This is a genomic window from Rhizobium sp. NFR03, from assembly GCF_900111275.1.
Lineage (GTDB): Bacteria > Pseudomonadota > Alphaproteobacteria > Rhizobiales > Rhizobiaceae > Ferranicluibacter.
In genome coordinates, this window is the sequence record NZ_FOGR01000001.1 from 820,219 (window position 1) to 840,202 (window position 19,984).

The following is a 19,984-nucleotide window of genomic DNA, read 5'->3' on the forward strand; positions in this document are numbered from 1 at the left end:
GTGCGTCAGTCTGGGTGTCCATCCCGCTTTTGTTCTTTGGCGACAAGATGGATGAGTTCGCGCATATCGTCAAACACCGCATCCGGCTGAAGCGCACGAATGGCCCCGAGATGCCGCTCGGTGCGTGCGTGGGACGCGCCGGTGAAGGCGAAGACGCGCATGCCGGCGGCCTTTGCCGCCACAACGCCCGCCGGGCTATCCTCGATGACGATGCACCGTTCCGGCGCCACGCCCATCACGCCGGCCGCATGCAGAAAGAGGTCCGGCGCCGGCTTGCCGTTCGTGACCATGGTGGCGCTGAAGATGTGCGGGTCCAGCCGGTCGATGAGCCCGGTGATGGTCAACGACAGGCGAATGCGCTCCATCTGGCTCGATGATGCCACGCAACGCCGAACGTCCAGCGCGTCGAGAACACCCGCGATCCCGGCAATCGGCTGCAGTTCCGTTTCGAACCGTTGGTAAAGATCCCGCCGCATGTCTTCCAGAAACGGCTCGTCCACATGCAGTCCGAAGTCGTCATGCAGGATCTTCGTCATTGTCATCAGGCTCTTGCCGAGAAACCGCTCGGTGGCTTCCTCGGCATCCATCTCGACACCGGCGGTGCGCAGCACCCGTACCAGCACATCGAGAGACAAGGGCTCGCTGTCGACCAGCACGCCATCGCAATCGAAAATGACAAGTTCGGGTGCGGCCATGATGATCTTACTCCGTCAGTTTTCCGTCGAGATACAGCTGCAGCGTCTGGCGCGTACCCTGCTCCCATAGCGTCTTTAAGGCATGAGTAAAACGTTTGCGGAAAAGTTCGGACTGCGCCACCTCGCCGAAGATGTCGGAAAGCGCCAGAAAAGCCATCGGATCGTCCTTCGCCTTCACCGCCGCCTCGTGCAGGCGGTCCGCGCTGGCGTCGTTGAAGGTGATGGCGGCGCCGCTGTCCGTCGTGCCGGCGAAGTAGCGGCACCAGAGCGCCGAGACCAGCGCCAGACCGACAACGTCGAGGCCCTGACGCAGACGATCTCCGGTCGAGGGCAGGATGAACTTCGGCTGCCGGTTCGATCCATCCTGTGCAAGGCGCGGAATGGTGTCGCCGATCTTCGGGTTGAAGAGACGCGTTTCCACCTGCTTGTAATAGGCCTTCAGATCCGTATCCGGCACGGGCGGGACGATCGGGATGATCTCGTCATGCTCCAGCTTTTCGAGGAAGGCCTGAATGATCGGCTCTTCCATCGCATCATGAACGAAGTGGATGTCGAGCAGTGCTGCGGGATAGGCAATCGCCGCATGGCCACCGTTGAGGATGCGGATCTTCATGAGCTCATAGGGCGCGACATCCGGCACGAACTGGACGCCGACCGTCTCGAGTGCCGGCCTGCCCGCCGGAAAATGGTCCTCCAGAACCCACTGCTTGAACTCTTCGCAGAAGACCGGCCATGCATCGTCGATGCCATATTGATCGGCCGCGATCCCGATCTCGCGCGATCCGGTCGCCGGCGTGATCCGGTCGACCATGCCGTTCGGGAAGGCGACGTTGGCGTCGATCCAGTCGGCAAGTGCCGCATCCGACAGGCGGGCAAGACCGGAAACGGCAGCATGCGTGACTTCGCCATTGCCCGGAATGTTGTCGCAGGACATGACCGTGAACGGCTGGATACCCTTCTGCCGGCGAGCCTTAAGCCCGGCGATAACGAGGCCGAACACCGTTTTCGGATCATCCGGGTTCCCGGCATCGGCGACGATGGCCGGATGCTGCGGATTGAAGTGTCCTGACGCCGGATCGATGAAGTATCCGCCTTCGGTGATCGTCAGCGACACGATGCGGATCGCCGGATCGGCAAGCCGCGCAATGGTCTCGGCCGGCTTGCCCGGTGCGAGATAGTCGATCATCGGCCCGGTGACCCGCGCGGCGGAACGGTTGTTGTCCTGTTCGACCACGGTCGTGAGGAAATCCTGACCGGCCAGCTTTTCGCGCATGGCGGCGTCCGACGGCAGGACGCCGGCACCGACGATGGCCCAGTCGAGATCGCGGCCCGTGTTGAACAGGTCGTCGAGATAGACGGCCTGATGGGCGCGGTGGAAATTGCCGACGCCGAAGTGAACGATCCCGGCCGTCAGCGCAGATCGCTCGAAGGCCGGAACGGTTGCCGTCGCCTTGATGGCGTCCAGGTTTGCAAGCGAGAGCTTGGTGGTCATGATATTACCCTTTTCGGAAAGCGGCTTCAGGCGTCAAGCGGGCGTCGGCCTCAGCTCATCCAGTTTCCGCCGTCGACATTGTAGGTCTGGGACACGATGTAGTCGCTGTCGCCCGACGCCAGGAACACGGCCATGCCCGTGAGATCCTGCGCCGTCCCCATGCGCCCGAACGGCACTTCCGCACCGACCAGCTTTTTCTTCTCGCCGAGCGGACGGTTCTCGTATTTGGCAAACATCGCGTCCACACCATCCCAGTGCTCGCCGTCCACGACGCCGGGGGCGATCGCGTTGACATTGATGCCGTGCGAAATGAGGTTGAGGCCAGCCGACTGGGTCAGGCTGATAACCGCGGCTTTGGTGGCGCAATAGACGGCCACCAGCGCCTCGCCGCGTCGTCCGGCCTGGCTCGCCATGTTGATGATCTTGCCGCCGCGACCCTGCGCGATCATCTGCCTTGCCGCCGCCTGCAGCGTAAAGAGCGTGCCCGATACGTTGATCGCAAACAGCCGGTCGTAGCTCTCACGGGTAATCTCGACAATGGGCGCAAGGTCGAACAGGGCGGCATTGTTCACGAGGATATCCAGCCCGCCAGCCGTCTCCACGACAGTCGCAATCGCAGCGTCGATGGAAGCCTGCTGCGTCACATCCATTTCCACCGGATAGGCCTGCGGCCCCAGTTCGGCCGCAGTTTCCGTTGCGCGCGCAAGATTGATGTCGGCAATTGCGACGGTTGCGCCCTCCGCAATATAGGCCTCCGCGAATGCGCGGCCGATGCCTCTGGCCGAACCCGTGATCAGCGCACTTTTTCTCTCAAGACGTTTCATCGGATCGCCATGCCCTTCTCGTTGAACTTGTGAATGCGCGCCTCGTCGGGCGTCAGATAAACGGTATCGCCGTGCTGCACGGGCACATCGCCTGCGATGCGCGCGGTCACCTGACCGATGCCCTCGACCTGGATGTGCAGGAACGTGTCGGCACCGAGGTGTTCAGCGACGCTGACCTTGCCCATCCACGTGCCGCTGTCGCGCGACAGCTTCAGATGCTCCGGCCGCACGCCGATCGTGTGGGCGTCGTAGCCGCTGGCAAAAGCGCCGGTCGCAAAATTCATGCGCGGCGAGCCGATGAAGCCGGCGACGAACAGGTTGTTCGGCTTGTGGTAGAGATCGAGCGGAGAGCCGACCTGCTCGATATTGCCGGCGTTCAGCACCACGATCTTGTCGGCCATGGTCATGGCTTCCACCTGGTCGTGGGTGACGTAGATCATCGTGGTCTTCAGCTGGTTGTGCAGCTCGCTGATCTCCAGCCGCATCGTGCCGCGCAGCGCTGCATCGAGGTTGGACAGCGGCTCGTCGAACAGGAACGCCGAGGGTTCGCGAACGATGGCCCGGCCGATGGCGACGCGCTGGCGCTGGCCGCCCGAAAGCTGGCCCGGACGGCGGTCGAGATAGTTGGTGAGGTTGAGGACGCGGGCGGCCTCGGTCACCTTCTTGTCGATCGCGCCCTGATCCATCTTCGCCATCTTCAGCGGGAAGGCGATGTTGTTGCGCACCGTCATATGCGGATAAAGCGCGTAGGACTGGAACACCATGGCGAGACCACGCTTGGCGGGCGCCTCATTGGTGACATCCCGGCCGTCGATCTCGATGTGGCCTGACGTCGCGTCCTCCAGCCCCGCAATGATCCGCAGCAGCGTGGACTTGCCGCAGCCCGACGGCCCGACGAAGACCACGAACTCGCCGTCCTTGATTTCGAGATCGATGCCCGGAATGACCGTCGTGGCGGCGAAACTCTTCGAGACGTTCTTCAGACGTATATTGCCCATGGTGCGCGCTCCCGCTCGTCTTGTCGTTATATCGTTTGTTGATCTGCTACTTCACGGCGCCGAAGGTCAGGCCGCGCACAAGCTGCTTCTGGCTGAACCAGCCCATGATCAGGATCGGTGCGATGGCGAGCGTCGAGGCTGCCGAAAGCTTCGCCCAGAACAGGCCCTGCGGCGACGAGAACGAGGCGATGAAGGCTGTCAGCGGTGCTGCGTTCGTGGTCGTCAGGCGAATCGTCCAGAAAGCTTCGTTCCAGGCGAGGATGATGTTGAGCAGCATGGTGGAGGCAATGCCCGGCACCGCCATCGGGGTCAGGACATAGGCGATTTCGCCCCAGAGCGACGCGCCGTCCATGCGGGCGGCTTCCAGAATCTCGCCCGGGATTTCCCGGAAGTAGGTATAGAGCATCCAGACGACGATCGGCAGGTTGATCATGGTCAGCATGATGGTCAGGCCGAACCGGCTGTCGAGCAGGCCGAAGTCGCGGAACAGCAGGTAGATCGGCACCATGACGGCCGCCGCCGGCATCATCTTCGTGGACAGCATCCACATGAGGATGTCCTTGGTGCGCGGCGTCGGCGAGAAGGCCATCGCCCAGGCGGCAGGCACCGAGATCAGCAGCGCCAGAAACGTCGAGCCGACCGAGATGATCACCGAGTTCAGGAAGAACTTGAAGTAGTTGCTCTGCGCCTGCACGGCGGCATAGCTCTCGACGGTGCCGGAGGGGATCAGGTTGAACCCCTGGATCGCCTCGGTCTCGGATTTGAACGAGGTGATGATCGTGTAGAGAATGGGGAAGAAGATCACCAGAGCCACGATCCAGGCCAGCACGGTGAAGAAGACGGTTCTGCGTTTGGAAACGGCACGTGCCATGGTCTTGATCTCCCTACTTGTCGAGGTTCTTGCCAACGGCGCGCATCAGGAAGAAGGCGACGATGTTGGCGAGGATGACGGCGATGATGCCACCGGCAGATGCACCGCCGACGTCGTAGCCGAGAAGGGCCGTGCGATAGATGAGGAACGGCAGATTGGTCGAGGCATAGCCCGGGCCGCCATTGGTGGTCACAAGGATTTCCGCATAGACGCCGAGCAGGAAGATCGTCTGGATGAGGATGACGACGGTGATCGAGCGGGCGAGATGCGGCACGGTCAGGTAGATGAACCGGTTGAAGAAGTTCGCCCCGTCCATCTCGGCTGCCTCCTTCTGCTCGCCGTCGAGCGATTGCAGGGCGGTGAGCAGGATGAGCGTCGCGAACGGCAGCCACTGCCAGGCGACGATGATGATGATCGAGAACAGCGGATACTGCCCGAACCAGTCGACAGGCTGCACGCCGAAGAACCGGCTGATATCGGCAAACACCCCGTATTGCGGGTGCATGATCATGTTCTTCCAGACGAGTGCGGCCACCGGCGGCATGACGAAGAACGGGGAGATGACGAGGATGCGCACGATCCCCTGCCCCCAGACCGGCTGGTCGAGCATCAGCGCGATCGCGATGCCGCCGATGACGGTGATGGCGAGGACGCCGACGACGATGATCAGCGTATTGAGGATCGACTGGAAGAAGGCGGGATCGGAATAGAAGAACTGGTAGTTGAACAGACCGGCGAAGCTGACATTGCCCGGATTGAGCAGATTGTAGTTCTGGAAGGAGAACCAGAGCGTCATCGCCAGCGGCACGATCATCCAGATCAAGAGCAGCCCGACGGACGGCGCCATCATGATCCGGGCAAGGCCTCGGGTATTCTGCGTTGCCATGGATAGACCCTCCCTCTGGTGTCGCCGGCTCCGGCTTCCGCACATGCGGAAGGGGCGGCTTGTTGTTGTGTGGGTTGTTTGTCGGTCTCGGGCGGCGTGCGGGTCAGCCCCTCATCCGCCTGCCGGCACCTTCTCCCCGCTTGGGCGGGGCGAAGGGCACTCGGAGTTACCGTGTGGCACGTCCCCTCTCCCCGCAGGCGGGGAGAGGGTTAGGGTGAGGGGCAACCACGCAAAGGCGTGACAGGCAACCCCACCCATCGGGCTACGAGTTTATTTGATATACCCGCCGCGCGTCATTTCGCGTGTCGCTGCCGTCTGGGCCTGCGCCAGTGCATCGTCAACAGACATCTGGCCGGCAAGGGCTGCCGAGAACAGCTGACCAACGGTCGTGCCGAGGCTCTGGAACTCGGGAATGGCCACGAACTGGACACCGACGTAGGGAACGGGCTTCGTCGAAGGGTTCTTCGGGTCGGCCGCGTTGATGCTCTCGAGCGTCATCTTGGCGAAGGGTGCCGCCTTCTGGTACTCGGCATTCTGGTAGAGCGAGGTGCGCGTGCCCGGGGGAACGTTGGCCCAGCCTTCCTTCTGCGCGACGAGGTCAAGATAGTGCTTGCTGGTCGCCCAGGAAACGAACTTCTCGGCCGCTTCGGCCTTCTGCGTGCCTGCGGGGATCGCGAGGTTCCAGGCCCAGAGCCAGTTGCCGCGCTTGCCGAGACCCGTATCGGGAGCGAGAGCGAAGCCGACCTTGTCGGCGACCGTCGAGTCCTTGGGGTTGGTGACAAACGATGCCGCTACCGTGGCGTCGATCCACATGCCGCACTTGCCCTGCTGGAAGAGCGCCAGGTTCTCGTTGAAGCCGTTGGACGATGCACCCTGCGGGCCGGCATCGTTCATCAGCTTGACGTACATGTCGAGCGTGTTCTTCCATTCCGGCTGGTCGAACTGCGGCTTCCAGTTCTCGTCGAACCAGCGTGCGCCGAAGGCGTTCGACGTTGCCGTCAGGAACGCCATGTTCTCGCCCCAGCCGGCCTTGCCGCGAAGGCAGATGCCGTTGATGCCGTTGGCACGGTCGGTCATCTTGCGCGCCGCGTCGTTGATGAAGTCCCAGGTCGGCGCGTCGGGCATGGTCAGCCCCGCCTTCTCGATGAGGTCCTTGCGGTACATTACCATGGAGCTTTCACCGTAGAACGGTGCGGCATAGAGCTTGCCGTCGGCCGTCAGGCCCGAGCGGATGGCCGGCAGCAGGTCGTCGACATCGTAGTCGGCACCGAGGTTGTCGAGCGGCAGAAGCCAGTTCTGCTTGGCCCAGATCGGAACCTCGTAGGTGCCAATGGTCAGCACGTCGTACTGGCCACCCTTCGTGGCGATGTCTGTGGTGACGCGTTCACGCAGGACGTTCTCTTCCAGCGTCACCCATTCGAGCTGGATGTCGGGATTGGCCTTGGTGAAGTCGTCGGTGAGAGTCTGCATCCGGACCATGTCGCCATTGTTCACCGTTGCGATGGTGAGGGTCTCGGCCTGAGCCAGACCGCCGGAAACGGCTGCAATGACGAGTGCCGAGCATGCGCCCAGCAGAGATGTCTTCAAATTCATGATCTTCCTCCCAGAAGAGTAATGAGCATTTGCCTCGCTCACGGGCAATTACTCATTTTCTGGGCCGACTTGTCAATCGCATTCCATGCTGCGATGCCGAACACATCGGTAAGCCATCGGAAAAATTGACAATTTTTTGACATATTTGCTCAGGGGGCGAGCAGATATTCAGCCGTCTCCTCGTCGGTGATAACACCGTTGATGAGTCCGCCACGCAGGGCAGCGCGCAGAGCGAGGTGCTTTCGACGGCCTTTCGCCATGCCGATCAGTGTCGATGTTTCGCGCGAGGGCAAGGGCACGCTGGCCACCCGATTGTTGATGTCGCCCGCGATGAGCTGCCCATCACCATCGAACATCCAGCCGCAGATCTCGCCAGCGGCCCCCTGCTCCACCAGTTGCGCCATCTCGTCGCGCGACAGGAAGCCATCCTGGCAGAGCGGCGCATCCGTCCCCACTTCACCGACACCGACGAAGGCGATATTGGCCTGCGTTCCGAGGCTGAGGGCAGACTGCACGAGGATCTGCTTGTGCAGCACCTCCCGCTCTTCGGCCGAGGACACGATGACCGGCAGGGGCATGGGGAAATGCCGTGCCTTCACAGCGTCGGCCATGGAAAAGATGACGTTGTAATAGGCCGCCGAACCATCGACGCCGATATTGCCGGTGAGCGAGACGATGCGATGCTGCGGGCAATCCATGGCCGGAAGCTGGTCGATCGCCGCCTTCAGCGTCCGCCCGGTTCCGATCGCCATGATGACCGGATCGCTCGATTTCAGCCAGCGTTCGATCTCGGCCGCGCCTGCCTCGGCAATGCCGACCGTGGTGGAAGACGACGCCGGATCGCTCGGAACCACCTCTGCCTGCCGCAGATCGTAACGCTCTTTCAGCCGAAGCCCGAGCTCCATGCAGGCAGCGATCGGATGGTCAAGACGGACCTTGATCAGCCGTTCGGCCATGGCGAGCGACACGAGGCGCTGCGCGGATTGGCGCGAGATGCCCATCTGCCCGGCAATCTCGTCCTGCGTCCGTCCCGCGACGTAGTAAAGCCAGCCGGCGCGTGCCGCATCGTCGAGCCGTGCATTCGCTTCCGGTCTGCGTGCCATTCCATGCCCCTCCAAGGTCCAGCGGGAACCCGAAGTGCTGACACCTTTTGGCCAGGCCTGTCAATCGATCCGCCGCCGCATGAAAAAACGAAAGAGGGCGCTAAAATTTTACCTTTTGATCAAGAAATTTTCCATGTTAGCCTCTGCTGATCGTGCGGTTGCCATTGGGAGGAAAACATGGGAACGACGGACTCCGGAATGATCGGCGGGCGGCTGACGCCCGGTCAATACGAGGTAAACTTTGCGGATTTGCATCCGCGCCTGGACGAGCACGAGGCGCTCGTCGCATCCGATCGCTGCTACTTCTGCTACGACGCGCCGTGCATGACGGCCTGTCCCACCTCCATCGACATCCCCCTTTTCATCCGCCAGATCGCGACCGGCAACCCGATCGGCTCGGCCAATACGATCTTCGATCAAAACATCCTCGGTGGCATGTGCGCGCGGGTCTGTCCCACCGAAACGCTGTGCGAGGAGGCCTGCGTCCGCATGGAGGCGGAGGGCCGCCCGGTCGCCATCGGCCGGCTCCAGCGCTTTGCCACCGACATCGCCATGGCGGAAGGCCGGCAGTTCTATGAACGCGCGCCTTCCACAGGCAAGACCGTCGCCGTCGTCGGCGCGGGACCGGCGGGCCTAGCCTGCGCTCACCGGCTCGCCGTCAACGGCCATGATGTCGTGATCTACGACGCCCGCGAGAAGGCCGGCGGTCTGAACGAATACGGCATCGCCACCTACAAGGCGACGGACGACTTCGCGCAGAGGGAAGTCGACTATGTGCTCGCCATTGGCGGCATCGAGATTCGCAATCGTCAAATGCTCGGCCGAGACATCAAACTCGTCGATCTCCTCGCCCGTCACGATGCCGTCTTTCTCGGCATAGGCCTGACCGGCGTCAACGCGCTGCGCACGGAAGGCGAAGCGGCCGAAGGCGTTGAGGATGCGATCGATTTCATCGCGTCCCTGCGCCAATCCCCCGGCAAGACCGACATCCCCGTTGGCCGGCGCGTCGTGGTCATCGGCGGCGGCATGACCGCGATCGATGCGGCGGTGCAGGCGAAGCTCCTGGGTGCCGAGGAAGTGACCATCTGCTACCGCCGCGGACGCGAGCATATGAATGCCTCCACTTACGAGCAGGATCTCGCCACGTCCCGCGGCGTCACCATTCGCCACTGGCTGCAGCCAAGACGCATCCTTGCGCAGGACGACGGCAATGTCGCCAGGATCGAGCTGGACTATACATCGGATGTGGACGGACGGCTGGTTGCCACCGGCGAGACCGGCATTCTCGCAGCCGACCATATTCTCAAGGCCATCGGCCAGACCCTCGAGCCCGACGCGCTCGGCATCGTGGCGCTCCAGTCCGGTCGTATTGTCGTGGATGAGGAGGGGCGGACCTCGCTCGATCGTGTCTGGGCTGGCGGGGACTGTCGCCTCGGCGGCGAGGACCTCACTGTATCAGCCGTAGCCCAGGGGCGCGACGCGGCTCAATCGATCCACCGCGCGCTGATGGCTGAACGCCATCCGGCCGTCGCCGTCGCCGTCGCTTGAGGGAGATGAATCATGGCTGATCTGCGTAGCACTTTCGTCGGAATCAAGTCCCCCAACCCCTTCTGGCTCGCCTCGGCACCGCCGACGGACAAGGCCTACAATGTCGAGCGGGCCTTCAAGTCCGGCTGGGGCGGCGTCGTCTGGAAAACGCTTGGCGAGGACGGCCCTCCGGTCGTCAACGTCAACGGTCCGCGCTACGGCGCGATCTGGGGCGCCGACCGGCGGCTCCTCGGCCTCAACAACATCGAACTGATCACCGATCGCGACCTCTACACCAACCTGCGGGAGATGAAGCAGGTCAAGATGAACTGGCCCGACCGCGCCCTGATCGCCTCGATCATGGTGCCCTGCGAGGAGGAGAGCTGGAAGGCGATCCTGCCGCTGGTGGAGGAAACCGGCGCCGATGGCATCGAGCTGAATTTCGGCTGCCCGCACGGCATGTCGGAGCGCGGCATGGGCGCGGCCGTCGGTCAGGTGCCCGCCTATATCGAGATGGTGGTGCGCTGGTGCAAGCAATACACCCGCATGCCGGTCATCACCAAGCTGACGCCTAATATCACCGATATCCGCCACCCCGCCCGCGCCGCGAAAGCCGGGGGCACCGATGCCGTATCGCTGATCAACACGATCAACTCGATCACATCCGTTAACCTCGACACTTTCGCGCCCGAACCGTCGATCGACGGCAAGGGTAGTCACGGTGGCTATTGCGGCCCGGCGGTCAAGCCGATCGCGCTCAACATGGTGGCCGAGATCGCTCGCGATCCGGAAACGCAAGGTCTGCCGATCTCCGGCATCGGCGGCATCACCACATGGCGGGATGCGGCGGAATTTCTCGTGCTCGGTGCCGGCAACGTGCAGGTCTGCACCGCCGCCATGACCTACGGCTTCAAGATCGTCCAGGAAATGATCACAGGGCTTTCGACATGGATGGACGCCAAGGGCCACCGGTCGCTCGACGACATCACCGGCCGGGCGATCCCCAACGTATCGGACTGGCAGTATCTCAACCTCAACTACGTCGCCAAGGCCCGGATCGATCAGGATGCCTGCATCAAATGCGGCCGCTGCCACATTGCCTGCGAGGACACCTCGCATCAGGCGATCACGCAGTCTGTCGATGGCGTCAGGCATTTCGAGGTGATGGAGGACGAATGCGTCGGCTGCAATCTCTGCGTCAACGTCTGTCCCGTGCAGGACTGCATCACCATGGTCGCCCTGCCCCCGGGCACCCTTGACGAGCGCACCGGTAAAGTGGTCGATCCCGCCTATGCGAACTGGACCACGCACCCGAACAACCCGATGTCACGTCAGGCGGCGGAGTAACGGATGAAGCAGAGCATGGCAAACGGTTCGCCATGCTCCCTTGATGACCTGCTGCGAACGACGCTGGCAGATAGGACGTCGATAAGCTCAGAGCGCCATATCCGGAACGCGGTGCACGTCGCCGGCCGGAACGGCGGCGGGTGACGTTGCGCCAATCGCCGGCGGAGCGATGGCGAGCTGAAGACGCTCGCTCGTCGCGGCCCAGGCCAGCGCGAGCGCCTGCGGGTCGTCGTTCAGCTTCTTGCCGTAGCTCGGCACCATCGCCTGCACTCTTGCCTGCCATTCCGGTGTCGCAAGACGCTCGGCAAAGACCTTCTTGAGAACATCCAGCATGATCGGCGGCGCCGTCGAGGCACCCGGCGAAGCCCCGAGAAGCGCCGTGATTGTGCCGTCTGCCGAGGCGACGATTTCCGTGCCGAGCTTGAGAACGCCACCTTTTTCAGGGTCGCGCTTGATGATCTGCACGCGCTGACCGGCCTGCCACAGGCGCCAGTCCTCACCCTTGGCCTCCGGGAAATACTCGCGCAGGGCTGCAAGGCGATCCTCGTCCGACATCAGCAGCTGCCCGGCGAGATACTGGACGAGGCTGAACTCGTTCATGCCCACCTGCAGCATCGGCCAGATATTGTCGAGCGTCACCGAAGCCGGAAGATCGAAATAGGAACCGTCCTTCAGGAACTTGGTCGAGAAGGTCGCGAAGGGGCCGAAGAGCACGACCTGCTTGCCATCCAGCATGCGCGTGTCGAGGTGCGGAACGGACATCGGCGGCGCGCCGACCGAAGCCTGACCATAGGCCTTCGCCAGATGCTGGCTGACGATCTCGGGCTTTTCGCAAACGAGGAACGATCCGCCGACGGGAAAGCCGGCATAGTCCGCGGCTTCGGGAATGCCCGACATCTGCAAGAGAGGCAGAGCGCCACCGCCAGCCCCGAGGAAGACGAATTTCGCGTTGATGACGCCCTTCTGTGTGCCTGTCCGCGTGTCGGCGTAGCTGATCCGCCAGGTGCCATCCTCGTTCCGGGTGATCTCCTGCACCTCGCTGGAGGTCGCGAGGCTGAAGGTCGGCAGGGTCTTCAGATGCGCGACATACTGACGGGTAATCTCGCCGAAGTTCACGTCTGTGCCAAGCGGGGACCATGTCGCGGCCAGCGTCTGCGTGCGGTCACGGCCTTCCATCATGATCGGAACCCATTTCGCGATCTCGTCATGGTCGCGCGAGAACTTCATGCCGGAAAAGAGCGCGCTGGCCTTCAGCGCCTCATACCGCTTCTCCAGGAATTCCGTGTTGTCGTCACCCCAGACGAAGCTCATATGCGGTGTCGAATTGATGAAGGACCGGGGATCCTTCAGGACCCCGCGATCCACCTGATGCGCGAGGAACTGGCGGGAGACCTGGAAGGATTCGTTGATGCCGACGGCGCGGCTGATATCGACGTTTCCGTTCACATCCTTTGGGGTGTAATTCAGTTCGGCGAGCGCAGAGTGACCGGTGCCTGCATTGTTCCAGCCGTTGGAGCTTTCCAGCGCCACGTCGTCCAGCCGCTCGATCATCTCGATCGACCATGACGGCTCCAGCTCGTTGATGAGGACGCCGAGCGTCGCGCTCATGATGCCGCCGCCGACGAGAAGCACGTCGACCGTCTTCTCGGGAGCAAGGGCCCAACTCGGGAGCGAGGACAGAGTGAGAGCGGCCGCACCGGTTGCGGCAGATCCGAGAAGTTGTCGGCGACTCAAGGCCAGATGCTGCGAGGCTCCCGAACGCGGAGCGCGGCTATTCTTTTCACTGGCCATGTCAACCTCACTATATCTCACGTCCTCCCAAGGCTGGCGTATAAGCGAAACCTGTTTTCGTGACAAGGCGATTTCACGATGCTGGCACAGCTACAAGACGCAGTATTTCAGAGTTTTTCCGCCGGTTGCCGATGCAAAACGTAAGTATTTTCTGACGCTTTGCATCAGGGCTCATGCTTTAAACCGATCTTACGAACCACAGCACATGGATGTGGACGTCAGAATGTAATGACCACCTTGCCGAATGGCCCCCGATCCAGATGCGCGAACGCCTCCGGCACCGCATCGAAACCATACCGCTTGTCGATCACAGGCTTCAGCCCTTGCACGTCGATTGCCCGAACGAAATCCTCGAGCGCGCGGCGATGACCGACGCCGATCCCCTGGACGACAGGGCTCTTGAGGAGAAGCGGACCGGCGGGTCCGGAGACCGCAAACCCATCGAGAACGCCGATCACGGAAATGCGCCCACCGACGGCAACCGCCTCCAGAGATTGCGCAAACCCTTCCCCGCCGGCCATATCGAGAACATGGTCGATGCCCGCATCCCCTGTGATCTCGTAGACCTTTTCGACCCAGCCATCCCGCATAAGCAGGTGGTCGGCGCCGAGCGCTCCGGCCCGCTCCAGCTTCTGCGCGCTGGAAGAGGTGATGAACACGTCCGCGCCGTAAGCCTTTGATATGGCGAGGCCGAACATCGCGACACCGCCCGTACCCTTGATCAGAACGCGCTCCCCCGCCTGCAATTGCCCCCTCTCGATCAGAGCGAACCATGCCGTGAGGCCGGCGCAGGGCAAGGTGCTGGCCTCGGCCGCATCGAGCGTTTCCGGCGCCTTCACGAACCAGTCATCCGGGAATGTCACCATCTCCGAAAGCACGCCGGGATAGGCGCCGCCAAGCGCACGATATGGCGGCGTGCGAGCATCGCCGAGCGGCTTCCCGTCGATCCACATCGGCGAGAAGGTCGAGATCACCCGGTCGCCGACCCTGAAGCGCGTGGCCTGCGGTCCCACCGCCTCCACGATGCCCGCCATATCGGACACCGGCACGAAGGGAAAGCCGAGCGGAAGACCCATGCCCGTTTCCACCACCAGCTTGTCGCGATAGTTGAGCGAGACCGCCTCCGTGCGGACGAGCACCTCCGTCCCTTTCGGCTCTACGACCTCGGCAGTGCCTTGCGCAAGGTTGTCAGCGCCGAGAGCGCTCAATTGCCACTGCTTGATTGTCCGTGCCATGTCCAACTCCTTTTCGATGGGAAGCTCGACTTTATCGGCGAATTACGTTCGGCAGTTATGATAGATTTTCGTCACATCGTTTCTCTGGAGGATACAATGCTCGATCTGCGCGATATCCCGGTTTTCATTCAGACAGCGGAGTCCGGCAGCTTTTCCGCCGCTGCGACCCGTCTGCACCTTACCCGCTCCGCCGTCGCCAAGACCATCGCCCGGATGGAGCAACGGCTGGGTGTCCGCCTGTTTCACCGCACGACGCGCTCGCAGAGCCTGACCGAGGAAGGCATCCTGTTTCATGAGCGCTGCCTGAAGGCGCTGGAGGAAATCCGCGCGGGCGAAGCGATGCTTGAATCCGGGCGCAAGGAGATCCGGGGGCGCCTGCGCATCTCGCTTCCGGTCGTTCTCGGTCGCACCTGTATAGCGCCCATTCTCACGCCGCTTCTGGCCGAACATCCCGGTCTGGAGCTGGACCTCGCTTTCAGCGACCGACTCGTGGACTTTCTTGAGGACGGGTTCGACCTCGCGGTTCGCAACGGTGCGCTTCGCGACGACAGCGACGTCATGTCCCGCGTGATCGCCCGCCAGCGCATGATCGTCTGCGCTTCACCGGCCTATCTCGATGCGCACGGAGAACCGCAGACGCTGGAGGATATCGATCGTCACGAGACGATCATTTACGCCCGAAGCGGAATCAAGCGCTCCTGGCTGTTTCCCACACCGGACATGCCGACACGCAGCGTGGTGCCGAGGGCGCGGCTGCAACTCGATGATCTCGAGGCAATCGCCGACGCCGCGTGCGCGGGCGGTGGCCTCGCCTGGATGCCGTGCTGGCTCGTGCGCGACCGCATCGCCGAGGGGCGGCTGCGCCAGGTTCTCCCTTCCACGCAGGGCTTCGCCTTCCCGAGCCATGTCGTCTGGCCCAAATCTCCCGTCATGCTGCCGAGGACGCGCCTGGTGATCGACCGGCTCGCAGCCGAGCTTCCGCTGGCGATGGGCTGACGGCACAGTGTCTCCGGGCCGCGCGCGGCTTCAACGCCGCGTCGCAAATCGTGCGTTGCTCCGCACCGCAAACTGGCCGATAAGCATCCTGTGATCAACCGATGGGACCGGAGCCCGCTTGAAACGCGATCGTTCGAAGCTGCGCAAGCGCCTGCACATCTGGACCGGCGTGTGCCTGGGTCTGTTTCTGCTCACACACTTTCTCAACCACGCGCTCGGCCTCATCTCGATCGACGCCATGGAGCGAGGCCGGGACCTCTTCAACCAGATCTGGCGCAGCCTGCCGGGAACCATCGCCCTTTACGGGTCGCTCGCTGTCCATTTCGTTCTGGCACTCGATGGCCTGCGGCGGCGGCAGACGCTGCGCATGCCGCTGCGCGAGGCGTTGAAGATCGGGCTTGGGCTCGCTCTTCCCTTCCTGCTGATCAGCCATGTCACCGTTACCCGCATCGACTGGATGCTGTCGGGCTACTCCGCCGATTATCGCGATATCCTGCCGCGCATCTGGTCGAGGACCGAAAACACCATCTGGCAATCCGCCGCGCTGATCATCGCCTGGGCGCACGGCTGTCTCGGTTTCTGGTTCTGGATGCGCGGCCGGGACTGGTATCCCCGCATGGCGCTGACGCTCTACACGCTGGCGCTTCTGGTCCCGGTGCTCTCGCTGCTCGGCTTCGTGGTGGCTGCACGCGCCGTCGGCCCCGCCATGCCATCGAACGCCTGGTTCATGTCGGGCCGTACCGATCCCGCCCTTCTGGCAGATATCCGCCAGGGCATCTTCCTGACGCTCGCGGCCTGCATCGGCTTCACGCTGCTCTGGCGGTCCTTCCCCATCCGCGGCAAGGTGCGCATCCGCTATCCCGATGGCAGAGTGCTGTCGGTCGCGCGCGGCTTCTCGGTGCTGGAAGCGAGCCGCTCCGCCGGCATCCCGCATCTTTCCGTGTGCGGCGGGCGCGGTCGCTGTTCGACCTGTCGCGTCCGCGTAACGGATGGGCTGGAAGGGTTGGCGCCACCGAGCGAAGGCGAGCGACAGACGTTGATCCGTATTCGCGCCGGTGAAAATGTCCGCCTCGGCTGTCAGCTTCGGCCGAATCACGACGTGGCCATCGCTCCCGTGCTCGGCGCTGATAATGTCGGCGTGCGTCCGCAGATCGGCGAGGACATCGCGGCCGGTCGGGAACGCCGTATCGCGGTTCTGTTCTGCGACCTGCGCGACTTCACGCTGCTCACCCAGCAGCAGCTTCCCTTCGACACGGTGTTCCTGCTCAATCGCTATTTCGAGACGATCGGCGAAGCGGTCGAGGGTGCGGGCGGCGTGATCGACAAGTTTATCGGCGATGGGGTGCTTGCGATTTTCGGCCTTACCGGCCGGATAGAGGACGCCTGCGCCAATGCACTGGACGCGACGGCGCGCATCGCCCGCGGTATCGACACCCTCAACCGCAACTTCACGAGCGAACTCGATAAACCGCTGCGCATCGCCATGGGCATGCACGCGGGGCCTGCAATCATCGGCCATATCGGCTACGGCCGAGCCTCCTCCCTGACGGCCGTCGGCGACACCATCAACGCTGCAAGCCGGCTCGAAGGTTTCGCCAAGGAATACGACGCGCAGCTCGCCGTCTCCGCCGACGTCATCCGCTATGCCGGGCTGACGCTGGACGACCGCGAGAGCCACGACATCGCAATCCGCGGCCGCAAGGGCACGCTGGAGACGCTGATCGTCGAAAACGCCGAGGAAATCGCGACGCTGCTTGCCGCCGCCCGCGAGAGGAAAGCGGCGGTGGCGCAAGCTGCACGCAGCGGCGCCTGATCAGGTTTTACCGCGCAAGGAAGTTACGCCGCCGGGCCACCCGTTGCAGGTCCGCTGACCGCGAGGCCATTGACGAAAAGAAGCTCCAGAAAACGGGCTGCGTCTTCGAAACGGCCCTCGCCCGCCCTGTCCTTGCCGAGCACGGCTCTGACCTGCACGTCGAAATCGGCGTAGTGCTGGGTCGTCGCCCAGATGGCGAAGATGAGGTGATAGGGGTCGCACTTGGCAATCTTGCCGGCCTTGGCCCAGGTGCGGATGACCTTCGCCTTTTCGTCCACCAGCGCCTTCAGCGGTCCCATCAGCGCATCCTCGATCCGGGGCGCGCCTTGCAGGACCTCATTGGCGAAAAGCCGGCTTTCGCGCGGAAAATCGCGTGCCATTTCGAGCTTTCGCCGGATGTAGCTGCGGATCTCGGACACCGGATTGCCCTCCGCATCGAACTCGCGCAGCGGATCGAGCCAGCTGTCCAGCACCCGCTCGATCAGCGCGCGGTGCATCGCCTCCTTGGTGCGGAAATAATAGAGCAGGTTTGGCTTCGACATGCCCGCGACGTCGGCAATCTGGTCGATGGTGCTGCCACGAAAACCGTTGGTCGCAAAGACCTCCAGCGCGGCCTCCAGAATGAGTTCTTCCTTTTCTTCCTGGATCCGCGTACGCCGCTGCGTTTTCGCTGCTCTTGGCAATGCCATCCCACGCCCCCTTCGCCCGCCTTCCGGCCGTCCTGTCCGTCACGTCGCCCTGAAGCTTTTTCGTTTTTTTGCTTTTCCGTCTTGAGTGCTGCAACGGAAGTTGTAATGTTTACCAACCGGTTAAATTATCAGTCACTTCAATGACAAACGCAACGACTGATACGAGGGCGAGCAAAAAGAATGCCCCATTCGACCGGTGGGAACAATGCAATCGAACACAAGGCCCGATCGCGCCATTGCGCATCGCCATGTTCGAACGAAGAGGATGATATCATGGCCGCACCGGGCGAGAATATGCGCGTCGACGCCGACCGTCTGTGGGACAGTCTCATGCAGATGGCGGAGATCGGCCCGGGCATTGCCGGCGGCAACAATCGCCAGACGCTGACCGATGCGGATGCCGAAGGCAGGAGCCTGTTTGCGACCTGGTGCCGTGATGCCGGCATGACCCTGGGCGTCGATCGCATGGGAACCATGTTCGCGACCCGACCCGGCAGCGATCCGGATGCCCTGCCCGTCTATGTCGGCTCGCATCTCGACACCCAGCCGACGGGCGGAAAATATGACGGTGTTCTCGGTGTGCTTGCGGGACTGGAAGTCGTGCGGACCATGAACGACCTCGGTCTCAAGACGAAGCATCCCGTCGTTGTCACGAACTGGGCGAACGAAGAAGGCGCGCGCTTTGCCCCCGCCATGCTGGCCTCCGGCGTCTTTGCCGGCGTCCACACGCTCGACTACGCCTATTCCCGCCGGGACCCGGAGGGCAAGACCTATGGCGACGAGCTGAAGCGGATCGGCTGGCTTGGCGAGGAAGAGGTGGGCGCACGCAAGATGCACGCCTACTTCGAATATCACATCGAACAAGGGCCAATTCTCGAAGCGGAGAACAAGGCAATCGGCGTGGTGACCCATTGCCAGGGTCTGTGGTGGCTCGAGTTCACGCTGACGGGCCGCGAGGCGCATACCGGCTCGACCCCCATGGCCCTTCGCGTCAACGCGGGGCTTGCCATGTCGCGCATCGTGGAGATGGTACAGACCGTTGCCACCAGCGAGCAGCCGGGCGCTGTCGGTGGCGTCGGTCAGGTCTTCTTCTCCCCGAACTCCCGTAACGTTCTGCCCGGCAAGGTCGTCTTCACCGTCGATATCCGTACGCCCGACCAGGCGAAGCTCGACCGCATGCGCGCCCGCATCGAGGCGGAGGCCGCCCGGATCTGCGAAGATCTCGGCGTCGGCTACGCGGTCGAAGCCGTCGGCCATTTCGACCCCGTCACCTTCGACCCCACGCTCGTGTCGGCGGTGCGCACCGCCGCCGAAAAACTGGGCCTCAGCCACATGGACATCATCTCCGGCGCCGGCCACGACGCCTGCTGGGCGGCCCGCATCGCGCCGGCAACGATGATCATGTGCCCCTGCGTCGGCGGTCTTTCGCACAACGAGGCGGAGGAGATTTCGAAGGACTGGGCCAGCGCCGGCTGTGACGTCCTGTTCCACGCCGTGGTGGAGACGGCGGGAATTGTGAAGTAGGATCGGGCGACAGAGGCAGCAGGAGAACGACAATGGGACATCCGAGAGAATTGTCGCCGGAAGAGCGTGATCTTCTCATAAGGCGAGGTTACCGCCCGGTCGAAGTCTGGGTGCCCGATCCGACCAACCCTTCCTACCTCGAAGACGCACGCCGGCAGGCAGCAAATTCGGTCGAAGCAGATGAGAAGGCGGGCATCGAGGAGCTATACGATCCAACGGCCTATGAAGAATGGGATCGTCCGTGAGATTGAAGCGTGGAGATGTTGTTCTCGCGGTGTTTCAGGGAAACCTCGGAAAGCCAAGACCAGCTGTCATCCTTCATGCCAACGAATATATCGAAGACCACGTCACCCTGCTTGTCTGCGCCTTCACGACGTATCTCGCGGATTCACCGAATTACCGGCCGACGATTGTCCCGTCACAGGAGAATGGCCTTGAAGAGACATCGCAGATCATGGTCGACAAGATGACGCACATCAAGAAGACGGCAATGCGCAATGTGATCGGCTTTCTTTCAGATTCAGACATATCGCAGGTCGAAGCGGCACTGATCAATATTACCGGCCTGCGACAGGCAATCATCCCGCAGCCGCACTAGGG

The 19,984-nt window shown here is 62.7% G+C and carries 18 protein-coding genes; 7 read left to right on the plus strand and 11 right to left on the minus strand.

Annotated features, from left to right (window positions below; genetic code table 11):
* Window positions 1-5 precede the first annotated feature (5 nt).
* The 8 genes from BSG19_RS03885 to BSG19_RS03920 all read right to left on the minus strand — a co-directional run bounded on the left by BSG19_RS03885 (window position 6) and on the right by BSG19_RS03920 (window position 8,462).
* On the minus strand, window positions 6-695 hold the full coding sequence (locus BSG19_RS03885) for an HAD family hydrolase (RefSeq protein WP_092984981.1): 690 nt from the start codon (window positions 693-695) through the stop codon (window positions 6-8).
* A 7-nt stretch (window positions 696-702) separates the two neighbouring features.
* Window positions 703-2,187, minus strand: a complete 1,485-nt coding sequence (locus BSG19_RS03890; RefSeq protein ID WP_092984983.1) for a mannitol dehydrogenase family protein — start codon at window positions 2,185-2,187, stop codon at window positions 703-705.
* Between the two features lie 50 nt (window positions 2,188-2,237).
* A complete protein-coding gene (locus BSG19_RS03895) occupies window positions 2,238-3,011 on the minus strand; it encodes an L-iditol 2-dehydrogenase (RefSeq protein ID WP_092984985.1) in 774 nt (257 codons plus the stop codon).
* Entirely contained in the window at window positions 3,008-4,009 is a 1,002-nt protein-coding gene (locus BSG19_RS03900) for an ABC transporter ATP-binding protein (protein WP_092984987.1), read from the minus strand. The genes BSG19_RS03895 and BSG19_RS03900 overlap by 4 nt, the downstream gene beginning before the upstream one ends.
* Before the next feature lie 46 nt (window positions 4,010-4,055).
* Entirely contained in the window at window positions 4,056-4,880 is an 825-nt protein-coding gene (locus tag BSG19_RS03905) for a carbohydrate ABC transporter permease (RefSeq protein ID WP_092984989.1), read from the minus strand.
* A gap of 13 nt (window positions 4,881-4,893) precedes the next feature.
* Window positions 4,894-5,766, minus strand: coding sequence for a carbohydrate ABC transporter permease (locus BSG19_RS03910; RefSeq protein WP_092984991.1), 873 nt, complete (start codon window positions 5,764-5,766; stop codon window positions 4,894-4,896).
* A gap of 270 nt (window positions 5,767-6,036) precedes the next feature.
* Window positions 6,037-7,359, minus strand: coding sequence for an ABC transporter substrate-binding protein (locus BSG19_RS03915; RefSeq protein ID WP_092934902.1), 1,323 nt, complete (start codon window positions 7,357-7,359; stop codon window positions 6,037-6,039).
* A gap of 149 nt (window positions 7,360-7,508) precedes the next feature.
* The gene (locus BSG19_RS03920; protein ID WP_092984993.1) at window positions 7,509-8,462 is read right to left on the minus strand and encodes a sugar-binding transcriptional regulator; all 954 of its coding nucleotides are present in this window, start codon (window positions 8,460-8,462) and stop codon (window positions 7,509-7,511) included.
* A 177-nt stretch (window positions 8,463-8,639) separates the two neighbouring features.
* Here BSG19_RS03920 and BSG19_RS03925 point away from each other — a divergent pair, with 177 nt between their 5' ends.
* Window positions 8,640-10,010 (plus strand): NAD(P)-dependent oxidoreductase, encoded by a 1,371-nt coding sequence (locus BSG19_RS03925; RefSeq protein WP_092984995.1) that lies wholly within the window; start codon window positions 8,640-8,642, stop codon window positions 10,008-10,010.
* 12 nt (window positions 10,011-10,022) lie between these two features.
* Entirely contained in the window at window positions 10,023-11,336 is a 1,314-nt protein-coding gene (gene preA, locus BSG19_RS03930) for an NAD-dependent dihydropyrimidine dehydrogenase subunit PreA (protein ID WP_092984997.1), read from the plus strand.
* Between the two features lie 87 nt (window positions 11,337-11,423).
* Here preA and mqo read toward each other — a convergent pair whose 3' ends face one another.
* Together mqo and BSG19_RS03940 are read right to left on the minus strand one after the other, a co-directional pair.
* Window positions 11,424-13,127, minus strand: a complete 1,704-nt coding sequence (gene mqo / locus BSG19_RS03935) for a malate dehydrogenase (quinone) (protein WP_092984999.1) — start codon at window positions 13,125-13,127, stop codon at window positions 11,424-11,426.
* Between the two features lie 218 nt (window positions 13,128-13,345).
* Window positions 13,346-14,362: a zinc-dependent alcohol dehydrogenase family protein gene (locus BSG19_RS03940; protein WP_092985001.1), complete on the minus strand. Its 1,017-nt coding sequence runs from the start codon at window positions 14,360-14,362 to the stop codon at window positions 13,346-13,348.
* A 96-nt stretch (window positions 14,363-14,458) separates the two neighbouring features.
* On the opposite strand from BSG19_RS03940, the gene BSG19_RS03945 reads away from it, so the two are divergent.
* Window positions 14,459-15,358, plus strand: coding sequence for a LysR family transcriptional regulator (locus BSG19_RS03945; RefSeq protein WP_092985003.1), 900 nt, complete (start codon window positions 14,459-14,461; stop codon window positions 15,356-15,358).
* 118 nt (window positions 15,359-15,476) lie between these two features.
* A complete protein-coding gene (locus tag BSG19_RS03950) occupies window positions 15,477-17,171 on the plus strand; it encodes an adenylate/guanylate cyclase domain-containing protein (RefSeq protein WP_092985005.1) in 1,695 nt (564 codons plus the stop codon).
* 23 nt (window positions 17,172-17,194) lie between these two features.
* On the opposite strand, the gene BSG19_RS03955 is transcribed toward BSG19_RS03950, so the two are convergent.
* The gene (locus BSG19_RS03955; RefSeq protein ID WP_092985007.1) at window positions 17,195-17,860 is read right to left on the minus strand and encodes a TetR family transcriptional regulator C-terminal domain-containing protein; all 666 of its coding nucleotides are present in this window, start codon (window positions 17,858-17,860) and stop codon (window positions 17,195-17,197) included.
* 273 nt (window positions 17,861-18,133) lie between these two features.
* On the opposite strand from BSG19_RS03955, the gene BSG19_RS03960 reads away from it, so the two are divergent.
* The 3 genes from BSG19_RS03960 to BSG19_RS03970 are packed head-to-tail and all read left to right on the plus strand — an operon-like array spanning window position 18,134 to window position 19,982.
* Window positions 18,134-19,384 carry a Zn-dependent hydrolase gene (locus BSG19_RS03960; protein WP_092985591.1) on the plus strand — a complete coding sequence of 417 codons (1,251 nt, stop codon included), beginning with the start codon at window positions 18,134-18,136 and terminating at the stop codon, window positions 19,382-19,384.
* A 32-nt stretch (window positions 19,385-19,416) separates the two neighbouring features.
* The gene (locus tag BSG19_RS03965; protein WP_092985009.1) at window positions 19,417-19,629 is read left to right on the plus strand and encodes an antitoxin MazE-like protein; all 213 of its coding nucleotides are present in this window, start codon (window positions 19,417-19,419) and stop codon (window positions 19,627-19,629) included.
* Window positions 19,626-19,982, plus strand: coding sequence for a type II toxin-antitoxin system PemK/MazF family toxin (locus BSG19_RS03970; RefSeq protein WP_170865851.1), 357 nt, complete (start codon window positions 19,626-19,628; stop codon window positions 19,980-19,982). The genes BSG19_RS03965 and BSG19_RS03970 overlap by 4 nt, the downstream gene beginning before the upstream one ends.
* Window positions 19,983-19,984: the final 2 nt, after the last annotated feature.

Excerpts from the sequence above, each read along its gene's own strand:
- BSG19_RS03885 (WP_092984981.1), bottom strand. The coding sequence starts at position 695 with ATGGCCGCACCCGAACTTGTCATTTTCGATTGCGATGGCGTGCTGGTC.
- BSG19_RS03890 (WP_092984983.1), bottom strand. The coding sequence starts at position 2,187 with ATGACCACCAAGCTCTCGCTTGCAAACCTGGACGCCATCAAGGCGACG.
- BSG19_RS03895 (WP_092984985.1), bottom strand. The coding sequence starts at position 3,011 with ATGAAACGTCTTGAGAGAAAAAGTGCGCTGATCACGGGTTCGGCCAGA.
- BSG19_RS03900 (WP_092984987.1), bottom strand. The coding sequence starts at position 4,009 with ATGGGCAATATACGTCTGAAGAACGTCTCGAAGAGTTTCGCCGCCACG.
- BSG19_RS03905 (WP_092984989.1), bottom strand. The coding sequence starts at position 4,880 with ATGGCACGTGCCGTTTCCAAACGCAGAACCGTCTTCTTCACCGTGCTG.
- BSG19_RS03910 (WP_092984991.1), bottom strand. The coding sequence starts at position 5,766 with ATGGCAACGCAGAATACCCGAGGCCTTGCCCGGATCATGATGGCGCCG.
- BSG19_RS03915 (WP_092934902.1), bottom strand. The coding sequence starts at position 7,359 with ATGAATTTGAAGACATCTCTGCTGGGCGCATGCTCGGCACTCGTCATT.
- BSG19_RS03920 (WP_092984993.1), bottom strand. The coding sequence starts at position 8,462 with ATGGCACGCAGACCGGAAGCGAATGCACGGCTCGACGATGCGGCACGC.
- BSG19_RS03925 (WP_092984995.1), top strand. The coding sequence starts at position 8,640 with ATGGGAACGACGGACTCCGGAATGATCGGCGGGCGGCTGACGCCCGGT.
- preA (WP_092984997.1), top strand. The coding sequence starts at position 10,023 with ATGGCTGATCTGCGTAGCACTTTCGTCGGAATCAAGTCCCCCAACCCC.
- mqo (WP_092984999.1), bottom strand. The coding sequence starts at position 13,127 with ATGGCCAGTGAAAAGAATAGCCGCGCTCCGCGTTCGGGAGCCTCGCAG.
- BSG19_RS03940 (WP_092985001.1), bottom strand. The coding sequence starts at position 14,362 with ATGGCACGGACAATCAAGCAGTGGCAATTGAGCGCTCTCGGCGCTGAC.
- BSG19_RS03945 (WP_092985003.1), top strand. The coding sequence starts at position 14,459 with ATGCTCGATCTGCGCGATATCCCGGTTTTCATTCAGACAGCGGAGTCC.
- BSG19_RS03955 (WP_092985007.1), bottom strand. The coding sequence starts at position 17,860 with ATGGCATTGCCAAGAGCAGCGAAAACGCAGCGGCGTACGCGGATCCAG.
- BSG19_RS03960 (WP_092985591.1), top strand. The coding sequence starts at position 18,134 with ATGGCCGCACCGGGCGAGAATATGCGCGTCGACGCCGACCGTCTGTGG.
- BSG19_RS03965 (WP_092985009.1), top strand. The coding sequence starts at position 19,417 with ATGGGACATCCGAGAGAATTGTCGCCGGAAGAGCGTGATCTTCTCATA.